Origin of the sequence: Mesorhizobium sp. ES1-1 (assembly GCF_020164785.1) — a bacterium.
Lineage (GTDB): Bacteria > Pseudomonadota > Alphaproteobacteria > Rhizobiales > Rhizobiaceae > Mesorhizobium.
The window spans coordinates 175,773-194,817 of sequence record NZ_JAIUGX010000002.1 but is presented as its reverse complement, the minus strand read 5'-3'; the positions used below and the strand labels follow the sequence as shown (position 1 = coordinate 194,817).

11 protein-coding genes are annotated in these 19,045 nt (G+C 63.3%); 3 read left to right on the top strand and 8 right to left on the bottom strand.

Annotated features, from left to right (window positions below; genetic code table 11):
* The first annotated feature begins 26 nt into the window (after positions 1 to 26).
* Positions 27 to 839, top strand: coding sequence for a helix-turn-helix domain-containing protein (locus LB513_RS03645; RefSeq protein ID WP_224662103.1), 813 nt, complete (start codon positions 27 to 29; stop codon positions 837 to 839).
* On the opposite strand, the gene LB513_RS03640 is transcribed toward LB513_RS03645, so the two are convergent.
* Positions 840 to 1,817: a DMT family transporter gene (locus LB513_RS03640; protein ID WP_224662102.1), complete on the bottom strand. Its 978-nt coding sequence runs from the start codon at positions 1,815 to 1,817 to the stop codon at positions 840 to 842. It lies immediately after the preceding gene.
* A complete protein-coding gene (locus tag LB513_RS03635) occupies positions 1,814 to 4,120 on the bottom strand; it encodes a xanthine dehydrogenase family protein molybdopterin-binding subunit (protein WP_224662101.1) in 2,307 nt (768 codons plus the stop codon). The genes LB513_RS03640 and LB513_RS03635 overlap by 4 nt, the downstream gene beginning before the upstream one ends.
* A 154-nt stretch (positions 4,121 to 4,274) precedes the next feature.
* On the opposite strand from LB513_RS03635, the gene pepN reads away from it, so the two are divergent.
* Both pepN and LB513_RS03625 read left to right on the top strand, forming a co-directional pair.
* Entirely contained in the window at positions 4,275 to 6,920 is a 2,646-nt protein-coding gene (gene pepN, locus LB513_RS03630; protein ID WP_224662100.1) for an aminopeptidase N, read from the top strand.
* A gap of 160 nt (positions 6,921 to 7,080) precedes the next feature.
* On the top strand, positions 7,081 to 9,402 hold the full coding sequence (locus LB513_RS03625; RefSeq protein ID WP_224662099.1) for a PAS domain-containing sensor histidine kinase: 2,322 nt from the start codon (positions 7,081 to 7,083) through the stop codon (positions 9,400 to 9,402).
* A gap of 48 nt (positions 9,403 to 9,450) precedes the next feature.
* On the opposite strand, the gene LB513_RS03620 is transcribed toward LB513_RS03625, so the two are convergent.
* The 6 genes from LB513_RS03620 to LB513_RS03595 form a co-directional block, all read right to left on the bottom strand.
* Positions 9,451 to 12,414, bottom strand: a complete 2,964-nt coding sequence (locus LB513_RS03620; RefSeq protein ID WP_224662098.1) for a bifunctional [glutamine synthetase] adenylyltransferase/[glutamine synthetase]-adenylyl-L-tyrosine phosphorylase — start codon at positions 12,412 to 12,414, stop codon at positions 9,451 to 9,453.
* The gene (locus tag LB513_RS03615) at positions 12,414 to 13,892 is read right to left on the bottom strand and encodes a sensor histidine kinase (protein WP_224662097.1); all 1,479 of its coding nucleotides are present in this window, start codon (positions 13,890 to 13,892) and stop codon (positions 12,414 to 12,416) included. The genes LB513_RS03620 and LB513_RS03615 overlap by 1 nt, the downstream gene beginning before the upstream one ends.
* A gap of 8 nt (positions 13,893 to 13,900) precedes the next feature.
* The gene (locus LB513_RS03610; protein WP_224662096.1) at positions 13,901 to 14,575 is read right to left on the bottom strand and encodes a response regulator transcription factor; all 675 of its coding nucleotides are present in this window, start codon (positions 14,573 to 14,575) and stop codon (positions 13,901 to 13,903) included.
* Positions 14,576 to 14,900: 325 nt separating this feature from the next.
* The gene (locus tag LB513_RS03605) at positions 14,901 to 16,457 is read right to left on the bottom strand and encodes a Do family serine endopeptidase (RefSeq protein ID WP_224662095.1); all 1,557 of its coding nucleotides are present in this window, start codon (positions 16,455 to 16,457) and stop codon (positions 14,901 to 14,903) included.
* 123 nt (positions 16,458 to 16,580) lie between these two features.
* Entirely contained in the window at positions 16,581 to 17,048 is a 468-nt protein-coding gene (locus LB513_RS03600) for a cytochrome c-type biogenesis protein (RefSeq protein WP_224662094.1), read from the bottom strand.
* On the bottom strand, positions 17,045 to 19,030 hold the full coding sequence (locus tag LB513_RS03595; RefSeq protein WP_224662093.1) for a heme lyase CcmF/NrfE family subunit: 1,986 nt from the start codon (positions 19,028 to 19,030) through the stop codon (positions 17,045 to 17,047). Before LB513_RS03595 ends, LB513_RS03600 begins: the two co-directional genes overlap by 4 nt.
* Positions 19,031 to 19,045: the final 15 nt, after the last annotated feature.

Genomic DNA, 19,045 nt, shown 5'->3' with positions numbered 1-19,045 from the left:
TTCTCCCAGCGCTCTAGTCGTGGCATATGACCACAGCAGAAATCAGCGCCGGCGGCCTTATCCGCGAATGGCGGACGCGCCGTCGCATGTCGCAGCTCGACCTCGCCATGGAAGCCGAGATTTCACAGCGACATCTGAGCTTTGTCGAAAGCGGGCGTGCGGCGCCTTCTCGCGAGATGGTACTGCATCTTGCCGAACAATTGTCGATCCCCCTCAGGCACCGAAACCGGCTGCTGCTTGCGGCGGGCTTCGCGCCGAGTTTCAGCGAACGGTCGCTCGGCGACGCGACGATGGCGCCGGCGATGGCCGCCGTGGAGATGGTGCTCAAGGGACACGAGCCCTTCCCGGCGCTTGCTGTGGACCGGCACTGGAACCTGGTCATGGCAAATGCGGCCGTCGCGCCATTGCTTGCCGACGTGAAGGAAGCCTCTCTGCTAACGCCGCCGGTCAACGTGCTCCGCCTCAGCCTGCATCCGGGCGGCATAGCATCGCGCATCGTCAATCTTTGGGAATGGCGAGCGCACCTGCTCCAGCGCCTCAATCACCAGAACGATGCGAGCGGCGACGCTGAACTGATCGAACTGGAGCGCGAACTGCGGCGTTACCCATCCGGGGCCAAGGCCGGCCGGCCCGCGCCCCTCGCGGCGAACCCCATCTTTCACCCGCTCAGACTGGCGCATGGCGATCAAGTGCTGTCGTTCATTAGCACCATAACCGTCTTCGGCACGCCGCTGGACGTGACATTGTCGGAACTGGCCATCGAATCCTTCTTTCCGGCCGACGAGCAGACAAGGGCTGTGCTCGTGCGGCTGGCAAGCGAGCGCGCGGGGCAGTCCTGATCACCCCTGCGGCGGCGCTGCCTGCCGAGTGCGGGTGCGCTCCAGCCCGAGCTGGCGCTCACGCCAGATGATGAAGAGGCCGGCGGCAACGACGATCACGCCACCGACGAGTGTATTGAGCGTGGCGACATCGCCAAAGGCGAAATAACCGACCACGACGGCAAGGATCATTGAGGTGTATTCGAAAGGTGCTACAACCGACGCCTCGGCGTGGCGGTAGGCGGCCGTCATCAGAATCTGCGCCAGCCCGCCACAGAAACCCGCAGCGACCAGCAGGCCCGCCTGCGACGGTGTGAGTGCCTGCCAGCCAAAAGGCAGCGACAACAGCCCAGCCACACTCGCCGTTGCCGAGAACCAGAGCACGATGGTCGCGGTCCTTTCGGTCTGGACAAGGTTACGGACGAGTAGAATGGCGTTCGCGGCAATCGCTGCTGAAACAAGTGCCGCGACGACGCCAAGGACTTCCTGGTCACCAAGAGCGGCGCCCGAATTCAGAAGCGTCAGTTCCGGCCATGAAATCACCACGACGCCGATAAGGCCAACCGCAACCGCGCTCCAGCGATAGATACGGATCGCTTCGCCCAGGAAGATCGAGCTGAACACCACGACCAGCAGCGGCTGTGCGTAGTTAAGCGTGATGGCCTCCGGTAGCGGCAACCGCGTCAGCGCGAAGAAACTGAGCCCCATGGAGCAGACGCCGACAACGCCGCGCGCAACGTGATTGAGCGGACGACTGGTCGTGAATGCGGTGCCGAGTTGTCCTTTGAAGGCGAGAAAGACGATGATCGGAAAAATCGCGAAGAAAGAGCGGAAGAAGACGATCTGGCCCGCGGGCACGGTGCCGGCCGCCTTGATGCAGCTCGACATGCCAACGAACACCGCCACCGAGACGATCTTGAGCATGATACCTGTGAGAACGTTCTGTCCGACGGCATGGTGAGCCGCGGCTACCGCCGGAATGCCTGGCCTGGCCGTCACGCTCCCGTGGCTTCCCGGATCGTCGCCCAGATGCGTGCCGGCGTCGCCGGCATCTCAATGTGTTTCACCCCATATTCGCGCCAGAGCGCATCGGTCACGGCATTAAGTGCGGCCGGCGTCGAGCCGATCGTGCCGGCCTCGCCCGCGCCCTTGATGCCGAGCGCATTGGTGGTCGAAGGCACGTTGCGGGTCTCGAAATGGAAGAACGGGAAATTGTCGGCGCGTGGCATGGCGTAATCCATGAAGCTCGCCGTCAGCAGCTGTCCATCCTCGCCATAAACCGTGTCCTCGGTCAGCGCCTGGCCGATGCCCTGCACCACCCCACCATGCACCTGGCCGGCGAGCAGGACCGGATTTACGGTCACTCCGAAATCATCGACGATCGTATAGCGGACGATCTCGGTCGCGCCTGTGTCCGGATCGATCTCGACCTCGCAGATATGGGTGCCGTTCGGGTAGGTGCACTCGTCCTGGACGAATTCGCCAAAGCCCTTGAGATCATCTGGTGTCTTGGCGGCCTTGGCGATGCTCGAAAAGTCGATCGTGCGATCGGTGCCGACAATGCGCGCAACGCCGTCGGCCAGTTCGATGTCTCCGGCCGACGCTTCCAGTTCATCGGCGGCGATGCGTTTGATCTTGTTGGCCAGGTCCTCGCCGGCGCGCGACGCCGAAACGCCGCCGAGTGGAATGGATCGCGAGCCGCCGGTGCCGCCGCCGGCCTTCAATTCGTCCGTATCGCCCTGGCGGACATGGATCTTGTCAATGTCGAGGTTGAGCTTCTCCGACAGGAATTGCGCGTAGGCGGTCGCGTGTCCCTGACCATTGGTCTGGGTGCCGATTTTCAACGTGACGGAACCGTCTCCATTGAGCTCGACGAAGGCCGGTTCCGAACCTGGAAAAGCGCAGGCCTCGATATAGGTCGCCATGCCAATGCCGCGGATCTTGCCGTCAGCCTTCGACTTCGCGAGCCGCTGCGCAAAAGCCTTCCATTCCGACTGTTCAATGGCCCGGTCCATATGGCCGGCGAATTCACCATTGTCATAAAGGCGACCGGTCTGTGTGCGGTACGGAAACTGCTCGGGCCGGATGAAGTTGCGGCGGCGGATCTCATCCACCGGCAGGCCGAGATCGTGGGCGCACGCATCGACCAGCTTTTCCAGCAGGAAAGCCGCTTCCGGCCGGCCAGCGCCGCGATAGGCATCGACCGGGCAGGTGTTGGTGTAAAGCCCCGTCACGGAGACATCCAGAGCCGGGATGTCGTACACGCCCGTCGACATGGTGACGCCGATATAGGGAATGAACGGCCCATATTGGGAGACATAGGCGCCGATATTGGCAAGCAGCTCCACCTTCATGCCAAGGAAGCGGCCGTCCTTGTCCAGCGCCATCTCGGCCGTCACGACATTGTCGCGGCCTTGCGCGTCGGTCAGGAAGTGCTCGGTTCGGTCGCCAGCCCATTTGACGGGGCGGCCGAGCCGTTTGGCCGCCTCCATCACCAGCGGATATTCGCGGTAGACGAAGGCCTTGGGTCCAAAACCGCCGCCGACATCCGGCGTGATGACGCGCAACTGATCCTTCTTGACGTTGAACAGGCCGGCCAGAATTTTCTGCATCGAATGCACGCCCTGCGACCCAGTGGTCAGCACGAAGCGCTTCTCCTGCTCATTCCACTCGCCGATTGCCGAGCGCGGCTCCATATAGTTGCAGACCAGCCGGTTGTTGACGAAGTCGATGCGGGTGACGTGGGCAGCCTTGGCGAAAGCCGCCTCGGTCTTTGCCTGGTCGCCCATGTGATAGGAAAAAGCGCGGTTGGAGCCGAGTTCCGGCCAAACCAGTGGCGTTTGTTCTGCAAGCGCCGACGCGGTGCCTGAGGCGGCGTCCTCGGCATCATAATCGACATCGATCAGATCGGCGGCGTCTTGCGCCAGGGCGCGACTGTCGGCGACCACGAAGGCGACAGCATCGCCGACATACTGCACGCGGTCGCGGCATAGAACGGGAATGTCGCGCGTCGGCGCCTTGGTGCCATCAGGCTGCGCCTGCATGGCGCCGGATTTGAGATCACCCAGATGAGCGAGGTCCGCGCCGGTCAACACAAGGTGGACACCTTCGGCTGCCTTCGCAGCGTCGGTAGATCCGACGGTGAACCTTGCTTTTGCGACAGGCGACCGGACGACATAGCCATGCAAGACGCCAGCCGGTTGGATGTCATCCGTGTAGCGGCCCTGTCCCTTGATGAAGGCGGCGTCCTCGCGCCTCAGCACAGAGGCGCCCATTCCGAATTTCGGCGTGACGACGGTCATGGATGCCTCGCGATGATGGTGGGAGATGAATGCCTGAAATAGGCTTCGGCTGAGTTTTGTCGAGAGACCGTTTCGTGTAAAGAGCGCGGACTTCAAATTTTTGGACCGGCGGAAGCGATCGGCGCCCAATACAGTCGACAGGAAAACCCAGGGAATGCGCACGGACACCGGCCAGGTCTTCAGGCTCGAAGACTACCGCCCCACCGACTACCTCATTCCACAAACCAACCTGACCTTCCGTCTTTCGCCCGAAGCAACCCGTGTGACTGCCGTGCTGACGGTCGAACGCCGTGATGCAGCAGCGGTTTCGGCTCCCCTGGTGCTTGATGGTGACGGGCTGAAACTCAATCGCGTCGAGATCGACGGCAAGTCGGTCGAGCAGGCCGACCTCCTGGTGACGCCGGACCGCCTGACTATCCTCAAGCCGCCCGCCGCGAGCGTTTTCCAGCTCACCATGGAGACCGAGCTGGCGCCGGCCGGCAATGAGGCCCTGATGGGCCTTTATCGGTCCAGCAACGTCTATTGCACGCAATGCGAGGCCGAGGGCTTTCGGCGCATCACCTATTTCCTGGACCGGCCGGATATCCTTTCGGTCTACACGGTGCGGATCGAGGCCCTGCGCGACGAGGCGCCCCTGCTGCTTTCCAACGGCAACCCTATCGACAAGGGCGATATCGGCGACGGCTGGCACTACGCAGCGTGGCACGACCCCTTCCCCAAGCCATCCTACCTGTTTGCTCTGGTGGCCGGGAATCTGGGCAAGGTCGCCGACAGTTTCGTAACCCTGTCCGGACGCGATGTCGAGCTCGGCATCTATGTCGAGCCCGGAAAGGAACGGCTGGCGGGTTACGCAATGGACGCCCTGAAGCGGTCGATGAAATGGGATGAGGAGAAGTTCGGCCGGGAATATGACCTCGACGTCTTCAACATCGTCGCCGTGTCGGACTTCAACATGGGTGCGATGGAAAACAAGGGCCTCAACGTCTTCAACGACAAATATGTGCTGGCCGACCGGGAAACGGCGACGGATGCCGATTTCGCCAACATCGAAGCCATTATTGCGCATGAATATTTTCACAATTGGACAGGCAACAGAATCACTTGCCGCGACTGGTTCCAGCTTTGCCTGAAAGAAGGTCTCACTGTCTTTCGCGACCATGAGTTCTCCGCCGACCAGCGCTCGCGCGCGGTCAAGCGCATCGCCGAAGTCCGCACCTTGCGCGCGCACCAGTTTCCCGAGGACCAGGGGCCGCTGGCGCATCCGGTGAGACCGCGCCGCTACCGCGAGATCAACAATTTCTATACGGCGACGGTCTACGAAAAGGGCTCGGAAGTCGTGCGCATGATCCGCACTATTCTCGGGAGCGATGCGTTCCGCGCAGGCATGGATCTTTATTTCGAGCGCCATGACGGCCAGGCAGCGACAATCGAGGATTTCCTGCAAGTCTTCGAGGATGCATCTGGCCGCGATCTCTCCCAGTTCTCGCTTTGGTACCATCAGGCGGGCACGCCCAATCTGACCGTCAGTTCGAAGCACAATCCGGCTGCGCGGGAATTTATCCTGGAGATAGAACAGTCGGTGCCGCCGACACCGTACGAAAGCCGCAAGCGGCTGATGCACATCCCCCTCGCCTTCGGCCTGATCGGCGCCGGGGGCGAGCCCGTGGCTTATGGAGGCGTCGAGGGCGCAAGCGTAGAGGGCGGCGTCATCCACATCCGCAAACGCCGCCATGTTATTCGTTTCTCAGGCGTGTCCGAGCGCCCCGCGGTGTCGCTCAATCGCGGTTTCTCTGCGCCGGTGACGCTTTCGGTCGAGCAAAAGGCCGACGACCAGTTCTTCCTGGCTCGCCATGACAGCGACGCCTTTTCCCGCTGGCAGGCCTTCAACACGCTGCTGACTGACACGCTGATCGCCGCTGTCCGCCAGACCCTGGACGGCAAGCAACACGCCTTCGCGAGGCGCCTGACGGGACTGGCCGGCGACATCGCCGGCGACGAGACGCTGGAACCCGCCTACCGGGCCCTTGCACTGGGGCTGCCGAGCGAGGCCGACATCGCCCGTGATATCGGCAACAACATCAATCCTGACGCCATTCATACGGCCAGGGAAGCGCTGGCCTTGGCGATCGGCAGCGCCAACCGGGAAGCATTTTCCTCCCTCTACGAGGGGCTTGCCGACAAGGCCGCGTTCAGCCCCGACGCAACGAGCGCCGGGCGGCGCGCCCTGCGCAACACCCTGCTCGACTATCTGGCGCTCTCGCCCGGCGGCCCCGCCTTGGCGGCCGACCATTTCCATTCGGCGACCAACATGACCGACCGCGCGGCGGCACTCGCCGTGCTCGCCCATCGTCACCACGGTTCTCATGAAGCAACGGCGGCACTGGCCGCATTCGAGACAACATACGAGTCGGACGCCCTGGTGATGGACAAATGGTTCCAGATCCAGGCCAGCGTGCCCGGCTATCAGACCGTCGAGACGGTTCGGGCACTGACCGCTCATCCCGCCTTCTCGCTGTCTAACCCGAACCGGGTGCGATCGCTGATCGGCACATTCTTCAGCGCTAACCAGATCGGGTTCCACCGCGCGGACGGCGAAGGGTACAGATTCTTCTCGCGGATAGTGCTCGAGGTGGAAAAGCGCAACCCGCAAGTGGCCGCGCGCCTGGCGACGGCGCTCAGGTCGTGGCGTTCGCTCGAACCTGGCCGGCAGGACAAGGCCCGGGAGGCGCTGCTTTTCATCGCCAATACCGAAAATCTGTCGGCGGATCTGCGCGATATCGTGGAGCGCACGCTCGCCTGAGCGGCCGCAGGGCCAAAAGCCATTATTTTAGTCGATTTTTAATGTTTTTTGGCCGCGCCACTGGACAAGGCGAATCACGTTTGATTCTTTACTGACGATTCGGAAGTGCGGCGTTTGCCGGATCACCAAGCAGCATCGGCAAATTCGGGGAGTGCCATTTATGGCGAAGGCGGACGCGTGGGGCGCGCCCGGAGGGAAGGCCTTTGCGCATCGCGAAACGCGAAGCGACGGCCTTGCCGGAAATACGCGGCTCATCGCCGAGCCGGCCTACCGGCGGCTTCTGGCCGCCGAACCATTGCTGCGCCGGTCGATCCCAGCTCTCATCATCACGTTCCTTGTCGTGATAGCGGCGCTGCGCGTCCTGTCGTTGATGAACGAGCGGGACGATGTCGAGCGCGACGCAAAGGCCATCCTCACGCTGGCGGCGGGCCAACTGGCCAGTTCGCTCGCCACAACCTCCGACACGGTGCCGGGCGCCATACAGGACCTGCTGGAGACCACCAGCCGCCAGGGAGCGATGGGGCGCAGCCATGTGCTGGTCATCACCGACAGTGCGTTCAAGATCGTTGCGGTGACACCGCGCTCCGTCCCATGGCAAGGCCATTCGCTCGACGGTCTCGTCCAGGGCGGCCAGCCCCTTTTCATGTTCGGCGATCGCGCCGGCGTCATGGAGGTCAATATCGGCGGCCAGGACTGGTACGCAGCCGTCAGCCTGGCGAATGATCGCAAAGGGGCCGCGGCGGCGCTGGTTCCCCAGGATGCTGTTTACGACGCCTGGCGCAAGACGGTCTCGCTCAACGTGACGCTGTTCGTGCTGACGGCCGGCGTGCTGATCATCATTCTCTACGCCTACTTTGGACAGGCCTCGCGCGCGCAGGCGGCCGACCGCATCTACCTCGAAGCCCATCAGCGTATCGACATGGCCCTGGTTCGCGGCCGCTGCGGCCTGTGGGACTGGGACATGGTTCGCGGCAAGATGTACTGGTCGCGCTCGATGTACGACATGCTGGGCTACGAGCCTTGCACCACGATGCTGTCTTTCGGAGAGGTCGACGAGATCATCCATCCCGAGGACGGCGATTTGTTCGAGCTCGCCAACAGGATCGTTGCCCGCGAGATCGACCATATCGACCAGGTGTTCCGGATGCGGCATGCCGACGGCCAGTGGGTATGGATGCGCGCCAGGGCGCAGGTTATCGATCCCGAAGCGCCGGAGATCCAGCTGATCGGCATCGCCGTCGACGTCACCGAGCAACGGCATCTGGCGTTGCGTTCGGAGGCCGCCGACCTTCGCCTCAGGACAGCGATCGAGAACATCAATGAATCCTTCGTGCTGTGGGATTCGGCCCAGCACTTGATCATGTGCAATTCCAAGTACCAGCAGGACAATGGGCTTTCGGACCGCGATGTGATGCCAGGTACCCCGCGCGCCGTGCTGGAGGACCGCATGCTGGCCTTTGCTTCCGAGCGGCGGCTCGCCAACACCAGCGGTCTGCAAGGCGGCGCGACTTTCGAACGGCAATTGGCCGACGGCCGCTGGCTGCAGGTCAACGAACTGAGGACCCGCGACGGCGGCATCGTCTCGGTCGGCTCCGACATTACCCAGATCAAGCTGCATCAGGACAAGTTGGTCGACAGCGAGCGCCGGTTGATGGCGACGATCCATGATCTCAGCCTCGCGCGGCGCGCCGAAGAGGAGCGCTCGCGCGAATTGGTGGACCTCAACCGCAAATACATGAAGGAAACCGAACGGGCAGAAGCTGCTAACCGGGCCAAGTCCGAGTTCCTGGCCAACATGTCCCATGAATTGCGCACGCCTCTGAACGCCATCATCGGCTTCTCCGAGCTGATGGAACAAAGGCTGTTTGGGCCGCTGGGGTCGGAGCGCTATGAGGAATATGCCACCGACATCAACAGCAGCGGCAAATATCTGCTGGGTGTCATCAACGACATTCTCGACATGTCCAAGATCGAGGCCGGCCAGTTCTCGTTGGACCGGGAAGAGATCGACCTCGGCCCGCTGATCAGCGAAACGGTGCGCGTCGTGTCGCTGCAAGCAGCGCAGAAACAGATTACCGTGAACACGCGCATCGCCGACGCATTGACGCTGTTCGCCGATCGCCGGGCGATCAAGCAGATCATCATCAACCTTCTGTCCAATGCAGTGAAGTTCACCGGCCAGGGCGGCCAGATATCGGTCAGGGCGCGCAACACTTCAGGCGCTTTGGTCCTGACGATCGAGGACAATGGCTGCGGTATCCCCAAGGAAGCACTGGGCAAGCTTGGGCGACCCTTCGAACAGGTGCAGAACCAGTTTTCCAAGAACCACGCGGGGTCCGGCCTCGGCCTCGCAATCTCGCGGTCGCTGGCCGAGCTTCAGGGCGGCGCGCTGAAGATCCGTTCGACCGCAGGCGTCGGTACCATCGTTTCGGTGCGCATCCCGGCGAAGAAGTCCATGCCCGCGGTGAAGGCGGCGGCCTGATACGGCGATGCTTGCTCCGGCGTGACTACTTTGATGGCTGCCGGCCGGTCATCGCGGTCGCGCGGCCCGTAGCAGAAGGTCGAAATCCTTCCTGACCTTCCGGGACGTCTCCATGAGATGTGCTTCCAGCACACCGAAATCCGGCAGGTCGGTGACCGCCAGAAGCAAATCCGAAAGCCCCGGCGGAACGTCATCGCGTTCGAAGGCCCCAGTGAGGCACAGCCGGATCATCTGGGTCAGCGCCAGATAGAGCGCATAGGCATCGACAAGCTCCTGCCTGATCCCGGTATTGGCGAAGTGGGGCGCCAGACGAGACAGGATTTCGGCGGTGCTGGGGCCACGCGGTCCAGCTTCGTCCTGCCCGGTGATGACAGCCACCTGAGCGATGAATTCGAGATCGATCAGACCACCGGGAATGAGCTTGATGTCCCATAGGTCACGCGGCGGCTTTTCGGCCTCGATCATGGCGCGCATTTCCGCGGCCTCGGCCTTCACCTTCGCCGCGTCGCGCGGCTCGCCAAGCACCGCGGCGACTTCCGCCTCGACCTCGCCGCACAGGCTGGCGTCGCCTGCAATGGCGCGCGCCCGCGACAGCGCCATGTGCTCCCAGGTCCAGGCCTGCTCGCGCTGATACTTCCTGAACGCGTCGATGTGCGTGGCTACAGGACCCTTGTTGCCGGACGGCCGCAGGCGCAGGTCAAGCTCGTAGAGCACCCCCTCGGCGGTCGGCGCGGAAACAGCCGATATTAGCCGCTGTGTCATGCGGCTGTAATAGTGCGAAGGCGCGAGCGGCTTGCCGCCATCGGACTCTTCGGCTTCTGCGTCATGGTCGTAGAGGAGGATGAGATCGACATCCGAGCCTGCGGTCAGCTCGCGGCTGCCGAGCTTCCCCATCCCAAGCAGCGAGACCTTGCCGCCGGCGATCGTACCGTGGCGTGCGGCGAACTCGGTTGTCACCGCCCGCAACGCGGCCTCGATGGTGAGATCGGCGAGATCGGAAAAGGCGTGGCCGGCGCGGGTCGGATCGATCGAACCGGCGAGCAGCCTGACCCCGATCAGGAATTTCTGCTCCGAAGCAAAGATGCGAAGCCGGTCGAGCACATCCTCATAAGGTCTGTCGCCTTCGAGAAAGGAGGAAAGCCGCCCCGAAAGATAGGCGCGGTCCGGCAGCTCCGTCAGCAGCGCCGGGTCAAGCAGCCCGTCGAAGACATGCGGGCGGCGGGTGATGATCGCCGCCAGGCGGGGTGCCGCGCCCATGATCGTCGCCAGGAGCTTGAGCAGCGCCGGATTGGACTGCAGCAGTGAGAACAGCTGGATGCCGGCTGGCAGTCCTGCGAGAAATTCGTCGAAGCGGATCAGTGCCTCGTCCGCGCGTCGTGTCTGGCCGAAGGACCGCAGCAGCGCCGGCGTCAACTCCGTCAGCCTCTCGCGTGCTTCAGCCGACTGCGTGACGCGATAGCGGCCGAAGTGCCAGCCGCGGATGACCCGGCAGATGTCGCTTGGCCGCTGGAAGCCCAGGCCATGCAGCGTCCGCAACGTGTCGGGATCGTCGACATCGCCGGTGAAGACGAGATTGCCGATGCCGGTGGACAGTTCGGGCGCCGTTTCGAACAGCGCCGCATAGTGGCGCTCGACCTGTTGCAACGAAGCGCGGAGCACCTGCGAGAACGCATCGGCATCGGCGAAGCCAAGCATGCGGGCGATGCGCTCCAACCCGTCATCGTCGTCGGGGAGCGTGTGCGCCTGCTCATCGGCGACCATCTGCACCGCATGTTCCACGCGGCGCAGGAACCAGTACTGGCGGGCGAGCGCGTCGCGCGCTTCGGCGGTGATCCATCCGCGCGCCGCAAGCTGGCCGAGCATCGGCACGGTCTCGCGCCCGCGCAGTTCCGGAAAGCGTCCGCCGGCGATGAGTTGCTGGGTTTGGACGAAAAATTCGATCTCGCGGATGCCGCCGCGGCCGAGCTTGACGTTGTGGCCCTTTACAGCGATCTCGCCATGGCCCTTATGCGCGTGGATCTGTCGCTTGATGGAATGGACGTCGGCGATTGCCGCGTAGTCCATATATTTGCGCCAGATATAGGGCTGAAGCTCCTTGAGGAAGGCGGCGCCCGCTGCCAGATCGCCGGCCACCGGACGCGCCTTGATCATCGCCGCACGTTCCCAGTTCTGACCGCGCGCTTCGTAGTAGCGCAGCGCGGCCTCGACGGGAATGGCCAGCGGCGTCGAGCCGGGGTCCGGACGCAGTCTCAGGTCGGTGCGGAAGACATAGCCGTTCTCGGTGCGATCCTGCAGGATGCGCACAAGACGCCGCGTCAGCCGCGAGAACAGTTCCGTGGCGTCGAGTGGATCAAGGATGGTCGGGGCTTCCGGATCGAAGAAAACCACGAGGTCGATGTCGGAGGAGAAGTTCAGCTCGTGCGCGCCGAGCTTGCCCATGCCAAGCAGGATCCAGCCGGAGTGCAGCGAAGGGGCGTTAAGGTCTGGCAGGTTGAGCTTGCCCTGGCTATGCGCATCGCGCAGCAGGAAATCGACCGCGGCGCGGGTACAGGCGTCTGCCAGGTCGCTCAGCCGCCGCACCGTCAACGCCGTTCCGGCTTCGCCGGCAAGATCGGCCAGCGCGATGAGGAGATGCGCCTCGGCCTTCCATTGGCGCAGCTCCCTCATCAGGCCGGACTCCGAGGCCGCCCCGGTCAAATGCACCTGGTCGATTTCCGCCCCGATCGCCTTCAACCTGGCGTCGATCGTCATGTCCAAGAGTCCGTCAAGGACGCATGGCCGCCGCCGCGCGGTGTCTCGCAGGAAGGGAGACAGATCAAAGACCGCTGCCAGAAAATCCTGGCCCGCACCGTTGCCTGCCAGGAAGTCTGCCAGCCGGGTCAGACCTTCTTCCCGCGCCGCCGCTGCAATGTCGGCCAGCTCCAGCCGCGCACGGTTTTCGTCCAGCGGAGCGAGGCGCGCCGTTGGCTGCAGCAACCAGTGCGCCTCGCCACGCCCTGCCGCGGGGTTCATCAGTGATCCTCCCGCGCCGGGAAGCTCATGACCACGGACAGTCCGGGATTGCCAGGCAACAGATCAAGCCGGCCATTGTGGAATGTCATGACCGCCTTGGCGAGGCTGAGGCCGAGCCCGGAGCCAGGCTGGGAACGGCTTTTCTCCAGCCGCACGAAGCGTTCGGTGACCCGTGCGCGGTCCGTGTCGTCGGGGATCCCCTGGCCATTGTCGTGCACGGAAAGCCTGATCTCGCCGCCGGTGCGCTCAAGCGTTACCCGAACGGTGGGCGCGGAAGTGGAATCGGTGGAGTATTTGATCGCGTTGTCGACGATGTTGGACAGCGCCTGGCCGATAAGCTCCCGGTTGCCGACGACAATGAAGGCGCCATCGACCTCAGCTTCGAGCGAGACGCCCCCCTCTTCCGCAACCGGCTCATAGAGCTCGACGACATCGCGCACCGCCGCCGCCAGATCGACCCGGATGGTGTTTTCGGATGAATATCCCGCCTCCAGACGTGAGATCATCAGGATGGCATTGAAGGTCCTTATGAGCTGGTCGGACTCGACAATCGTCGCTTCCAGCGCCTGACGGTAATCGGCGGCCTTGTGCGTGCCCGAGAGCGTCGCTTCGGCGCGGTTGCGCAGGCGCGTCAAGGGCGTCTTCAAATCATGCGCGATGTTGTCGGAGACCTGCTTCAGACCTTCGTTCAGCGTGGCGATCCTGGCCAGCATGGTATTGAGATTCTCGGAAAGACGGTCGAACTCGTCGCCTGCGCCGGTAACCGGCAACCGTCCCGAAAGATCACCACCCATGATGCGGCGGCTTGCCTCGGACACGCTGTCGATCCGCTTCAATGCGGCGCGGCCGACAAAGAACCAAATCAGGAGGCCGCCAAGCCCCATCATGCCGAGTGCCAGCATCAGGGCGCGACGGATGACGGCGCGAAATCGTTCCGGCTCGCCGAGGTCACGGCCCACCAGCATGATCATCTGGTTGGGCAGCCGAAGCACCAGGGCGATGGCGTTGTGACCCTTTTCCCCCGGAACCGCCAGCGCTTCACTCTGGTCGGGTTGAGCAGTGCCCTGGTCATTGGGCAGGTTGCGCTGTCGCTCGAGTTCTCCCTCGCCAAATCGTTGATAGGAGAACGGGCTGCTGGTCCAGCCCTCGGTCTCCAGGACGCCGGGCTCCAGGCTCTGGACGTTGCCCGTCAGGATCTGGCCATTGGTGTCGGCGATCAGATAGAGGTTGGCGCCCGGTTGGCGGGAGCGTTGCTCGACCACGCGCACCAGGATCGGAAGCCCACCGCGCTGGTAGGCACGGGCGAGACCAAGCACCTCGTCGTTGATGGTTTCCTGCGTCTGCGCGGTCAGCATGCGCGCCGACAGCGAGGTCATGTAGAAGACCAGGAGAACTGCGCAGAGCGCGAAGAGCAAGAGGTAGAGCGCCGAAAGCCGCGCTGCCGTCGTCTTCATGATGGCCGGCACGGAAAGAGCCATGCCCCGGCCTAGCCGCTTTTCAACATATAGCCCGCGCCTCGCACTGTGTGCAGGATGGGCTTGTCGAAACCCTTTTCGATCTTGCCGCGCAGCCGCGAGACATGGACGTCGATGACGTTGGTCTGCGGATCGAAATGATAGTCCCAGACATTCTCAAGCAGCATGGTGCGCGTCACCACCTGGCCGGCATGGCGCATCAAATATTCCAGCAGGCGGAATTCGCGTGGCTGCAGCGTGATTTCGCGCCCAGCGCGCCGGACCGAATGCGAAAGCCTGTCGAGTTCCAGATCGCCAACGCGATAGACGGTTTCCGACTCCTTGGCGCCGGCACGTCGGTTCAACACCTCGACGCGGGCCAGAAGCTCGGAGAAAGCGTAGGGCTTGGTCAAATAGTCATCGCCGCCGGCGCGCAGGCCGGTTACCCGATCATCGACCTCGCCCAACGCCGAGAGGATCAGCACCGGCGTGGTGTTGCCGCGGGAGCGAAGACCGGCAATCACCGAAAGGCCGTCGCGGCGCGGCATCATCCGGTCGATGACCATCACGTCATAGTCGCCGGCATCGGCCAGTGCGAAACCGGTTTCGCCGTCACCGGCGACATGGGCGGTGTGGCCAGCCTCGGTGAAAGCTTTCTGCAAATAATCCGCAGCCTCGCGGTCGTCTTCCATGACCAGAATCTTCATGGGACCGTTATACGCGATTTCGCCGGAAGGTTGAGTGGCAGACATCCGCATCAATGGCCTTTGCCAATCGCATCGCGACCAGGATGATCCATGGCCGTGCGCGATAAAATCCTTGCTCCGATGTCGACGGCAAGACCGCTGAAAACGACCTGGTCAAGATGGGCGCGGCAGCGGGCGATGGGAGCCCGCTGCCGCGGGGGGGGGAAGCGCGATGACTAACTAACGCGCGTCCCTCCTTGCTTCCCATGCGGCGGTTCGGGGGTGTTGAAACCGCCGCACTCGAAAAGTCGGATCCCGAAACCGGAAACTGGTTTCGGGGCGGGCGTCAGCCCTTGGCGACCGGCAGCGCGACGAACCGGTTGTTGTCGTCGCGGGTGATCTGCATCAGCACGGCTTTGCGGCCGGACTTGACCGCGTCGGCCATGGCTTTGGAGACGTCGTCGATGCCGTTCACCTCGTTGGAGTTCACGGCGGTGATGACGTCGCCCGGCTGGATGCCGCGGTCGGCGGCATCGCTGTCGGGATCGACATCGGTGACCACGAGGCCCTTGCCGTTTTCCGATTTGGTGACGGTCAGGCCGAGATCGGCCAGCGTATCAGGCTTTGCCGGAGCGGCTGGCTGCTGCTGGTCATCGGCCGAAGCCTGCTTATCACTCAAGGGGAGCGTGCCGAGATCGACCTTGACCGACTGGCTCTTGCCGTCGCGCCACACCGTGACGTCGACCGACTTGCCTGGCGGGTAAGCGCCGATCAGGCGGGCCAGTTCCTTCGGCGAGGCCACATCCTTGCCGTCGACCTGCGTGATCACGTCGCCTGCGGTGATGCCAGCTTTCTTGCCGGGGCCGTTATCCTGGGCGCTGGAGACCAAAGCTCCGCTTTCGGACTTGAGGCCAAGCGATTCGGCAATATCCGTGGTGACGGGCTGTATCTCGACGCCGAGCCAGCCGCGCTGCACAGTGCCGCTCTTCATCAGGTCCTGCACTACCTGCTTGGCCGTGGAAGCGGGAATGTCGAAGGCGATGCCGACGCTGCCGCCGGAAGGCGAGAAGATCGCCGTGTTGATGCCGACGACTTGGCCGTTGAGGTTGAAGGTCGGGCCACCCGAATTGCCGCGATTGACCGAGGCGTCGATCTGGATGAAGTCGTCATAAGGGCCGGCGCCGATATCGCGACCGCGGGCCGAGACGATGCCCGCGGTTACGGTGCCGCCGAGGCCGAACGGATTGCCGACCGCCACGACCCAGTCGCCGACGCGAACCTTGGAATCGTCGGCGAAATCGACGTAAGTGAACTTGCCCACGCCATCGACCTTGAGCACCGCGAGGTCGGTGCGCGAATCGGTGCCGATCAGCTTGGCGTCGAGTTCCTTGCCGTCACTCATCACGACGGTGAAAGCCGAGCCCTCCGAAACGACGTGGTTGTTGGTGACGAGATAGCCGTCATCGGAGATGAAGAACCCCGAACCCTGGGCGACAGGCCGCGGCTGGCCGTGGTTGCGGTCGCGGTGGCTGAACCGCCTGTTGCCGCCGCCTTGGCCGTCTTGATCGCCAAAGCCGCGGAATTCCTTGAAGAAGCGGCGCAACTGCGGATTGTCAGGCATGTTTTCCATGCCGTCCTGATCATCGGACTGGTCGGAACCATCGTCCGCCGCCGGACTGATCTTGGCCTTGACCTTGACGCTTACCACGGCGGGGGACACACGCTCGACGACATCGGCAAAGCTCGGAACCTGCGGCGCCTCGACGCGCACGGCATCCGCCAAGACGGGCCCTGTTCCAGTCGTCAGCGCGCCAACTCCTATGGCGCCGGCAACCGCAACGGAAGCGACAGCGGCCATGAGACGCTTGCGGGTTAGGGAAGTTGAATTGGGGGCAATACTCATGGGTCTCGTATCCTCTTTCAATGGATGCGCTGATGGGCATCCTCGGGAGAGAGACTTAGGGCGGCGCACATTACGGCGCCATTTCCGAGGCATGAAACTTTGGTAATGTTGCGGGCCAACCCTTCAGTCGCGCCGCAATATGGCGTCCAGCGATGCCTGCTCTTCGGCGGAAAGCGATTTCGTCGCCAGGTTCCTGCGCGAACGCGCCGAAAGCACGATAAAAATTCCCCCCACCAGCAGAAGCAGCACAGGTGTGCCCCAAAGCAGCGCATTGCGCAGGTCGAGACGTGGCTTCAACAGCACGAATTCGCCATAGCGCGAAACGACGTAGTCCATGACCTGCTGGTCTGTGTCTCCGGCTACGAGCCGCTGGCGCACCAGAATGCGCAGGTCTCGGGCGAGATCGGCGTCCGATTCGTCGATCGACTGGTTCTGGCAGACCATGCAGCGCAGTCCTTCCGACAGCGCGCGCGCCCTTGCCTCAAGCACCGGATCAGCCAGCATTTCATCGGGCTTCACCGCCATGGCCGTCCCGGCGAAGAGCAGGGCCAACAGCAGGAGGATCGAGGCCAGGGACCGTCTCAGGCTCATGGCAGGCCAGCGGAAGCCAGAGCCTGCTTGCGCCGACGAGAAGGCGCGCCGACGCGCAGTCGCCTGTCCATCAGCGACATGGCAGCGCCCGCCATCATCACCAGACCACCGCCCCATATCAGCGTCACCAGCGGTTTCCACCACAAGCGCACGACGACGGAACCGTCCTTGCCTGCATCGCCGAGCGAAATGTACAGCTGTGAAAAACCAAGGGTCTTGATGCCGGATTCGGTCGTCATTGTCTGCCGCACCGGAAAGAAGCGCTTCGCCGAGCTGATTTCGCCGACAGGACTGCCGCTCGCACCGATCAGTTCGAAGCGGCCCCGATCCTCGCTGTAATTTGGCCCTTGAGCCGGATAGAGGCCGACGAAACGCAGCCTATGACCGGATAATTCGACCGTGTCGCCCGCGCGCATGCTTAGGATCTTCTCGGTGCCGAAGGAAAGCGTGGCGACGATGCCGAGCAATGTCAGGCCGAGGCCGAGATGCGCCAGTGCCGTACCGAAGACCGAACGCGGCAGGCCGGCGAAGCGCCTGAACATGATTGCCGGTGCCACCGAGCCCACGCCGGACTTGACCGCAAGGTCGGTGAGCGCGCCGGCGACCAGCCAGACGGCAAGGCCGATACCGAGGGCGGCGAACACCGAGGCGCCGTCGATAAACAGGCCAGTGACCAGCATCGCGGTCAGAGCAATGGCGAAGGCGGCCATTAGGCGTTGTGCAACTGCGAAGACGTCGCCCCGTTTCCACGCCAGCAGCGGCCCGAACGGTACAAGTACCAGAAGCGGCAGCATCAACGGGCCGAAGGTCAGGTCGAAGAACGGTGCCCCGACCGAGATCTTGTCGCCGGTAAGCGCCTCCAAGGCCAGCGGATAGAGCGTACCGACGAGAACGGTCGCGGTCGCCGTGGTCAGGAACAAATTGTTGAGGACCAGCGCGCCCTCGCGCGAAATCGGGTGGAACAGGCCCCCGGCCGTCAACCGGGAGGCCCGTAGTGCAAACAGTGCCAGCGACCCGCCGATGAACAGCGTCAAGATGCCGAGGATGAAGACACCGCGGGTCGGATCGCTGGCGAAGGCGTGGACGGAGGTCAGCACGCCCGAACGCACCAGGAAAGTGCCAAGGAGCGACAGCGAGAAGGTGAGGATGGCGAGCAGCAATGTCCAGATCTTCAGCGCCGATCGCTTTTCCATGACGATGGCCGAATGAAGCAGCGCCGTGCCGGCCAGCCATGGCATGAAGGAGGCGTTCTCGACCGGATCCCAGAACCAGAAGCCGCCCCATCCGAGTTCGTAATATGCCCAGTACGAGCCCATCGCGATGCCGCCGGTCAGGAACATCCAGGCAAGCAGCGTCCAGGGGCGCACCCAGCGAGCCCAGGAGGCGTCGATGCGCCCCTCGATGAGGGCGGCGACGGAGAAGGAAAAGCAGATCGAGAAACCGACATAGCCGAGATAGAGCAGCGGCGGGTGGACGGCGAGGCCCAGATCCTGGAGGACCGGGTTGAGATCACGCCCTTCGATCGGGGCTGGATTGAGCCGGACGAAGGGATTGGATGTCAACAGGATGAACAGGAAGAAGGCGGCGCCAATGGCGCCCTGGACGGCCAGCACATTGGCTCGCAAGGTTGCCGGCAGATTGGATCCGAAAGCAGCGACAAGCGCGCCGAAGAAGGTCAGGATCAGAACCCAGAGCAACATCGAGCCTTCATGATTGCCCCAGGTGCCGGTGAGCTTGTAGATCAGCGGCTGCAGCGAATGCGAATTTTCCCAGACACTGGCGACCGAGAAATCCGAACTGGCATAGGCACTCGCCAATGCAGCAAAAGACAGCGCGGTCAGGACAAAGCCGGCGACCGTGACCGGACCGCCGACGGCCATCAGGCGCTGGTTGCCGAGGCGCGCGCCAAACAGCGGCACGGTCATCTGCACCAGGGAAAGCGCGAAAGCTAGGACCAGGGCGAAATGTCCGGTCTCAACCATGCCGGCTGTCTACTC

Bases quoted from the DNA above. Each gene is read 5' to 3' on its own strand.
- LB513_RS03645 (WP_224662103.1), top strand. From the start codon at position 27: ATGACCACAGCAGAAATCAGCGCCGGCGGCCTTATCCGCGAATGGCGG.
- LB513_RS03635 (WP_224662101.1), bottom strand. From the start codon at position 4,120: ATGACCGTCGTCACGCCGAAATTCGGAATGGGCGCCTCTGTGCTGAGG.
- pepN (WP_224662100.1), top strand. From the start codon at position 4,275: ATGCGCACGGACACCGGCCAGGTCTTCAGGCTCGAAGACTACCGCCCC.
- LB513_RS03625 (WP_224662099.1), top strand. From the start codon at position 7,081: ATGGCGAAGGCGGACGCGTGGGGCGCGCCCGGAGGGAAGGCCTTTGCG.
- LB513_RS03620 (WP_224662098.1), bottom strand. From the start codon at position 12,414: ATGAACCCCGCGGCAGGGCGTGGCGAGGCGCACTGGTTGCTGCAGCCA.
- LB513_RS03615 (WP_224662097.1), bottom strand. From the start codon at position 13,892: ATGGCTCTTTCCGTGCCGGCCATCATGAAGACGACGGCAGCGCGGCTT.
- LB513_RS03610 (WP_224662096.1), bottom strand. From the start codon at position 14,575: ATGAAGATTCTGGTCATGGAAGACGACCGCGAGGCTGCGGATTATTTG.
- LB513_RS03605 (WP_224662095.1), bottom strand. From the start codon at position 16,457: ATGAGTATTGCCCCCAATTCAACTTCCCTAACCCGCAAGCGTCTCATG.
- LB513_RS03600 (WP_224662094.1), bottom strand. From the start codon at position 17,048: ATGAGCCTGAGACGGTCCCTGGCCTCGATCCTCCTGCTGTTGGCCCTG.
- LB513_RS03595 (WP_224662093.1), bottom strand. From the start codon at position 19,030: ATGGTTGAGACCGGACATTTCGCCCTGGTCCTAGCTTTCGCGCTTTCC.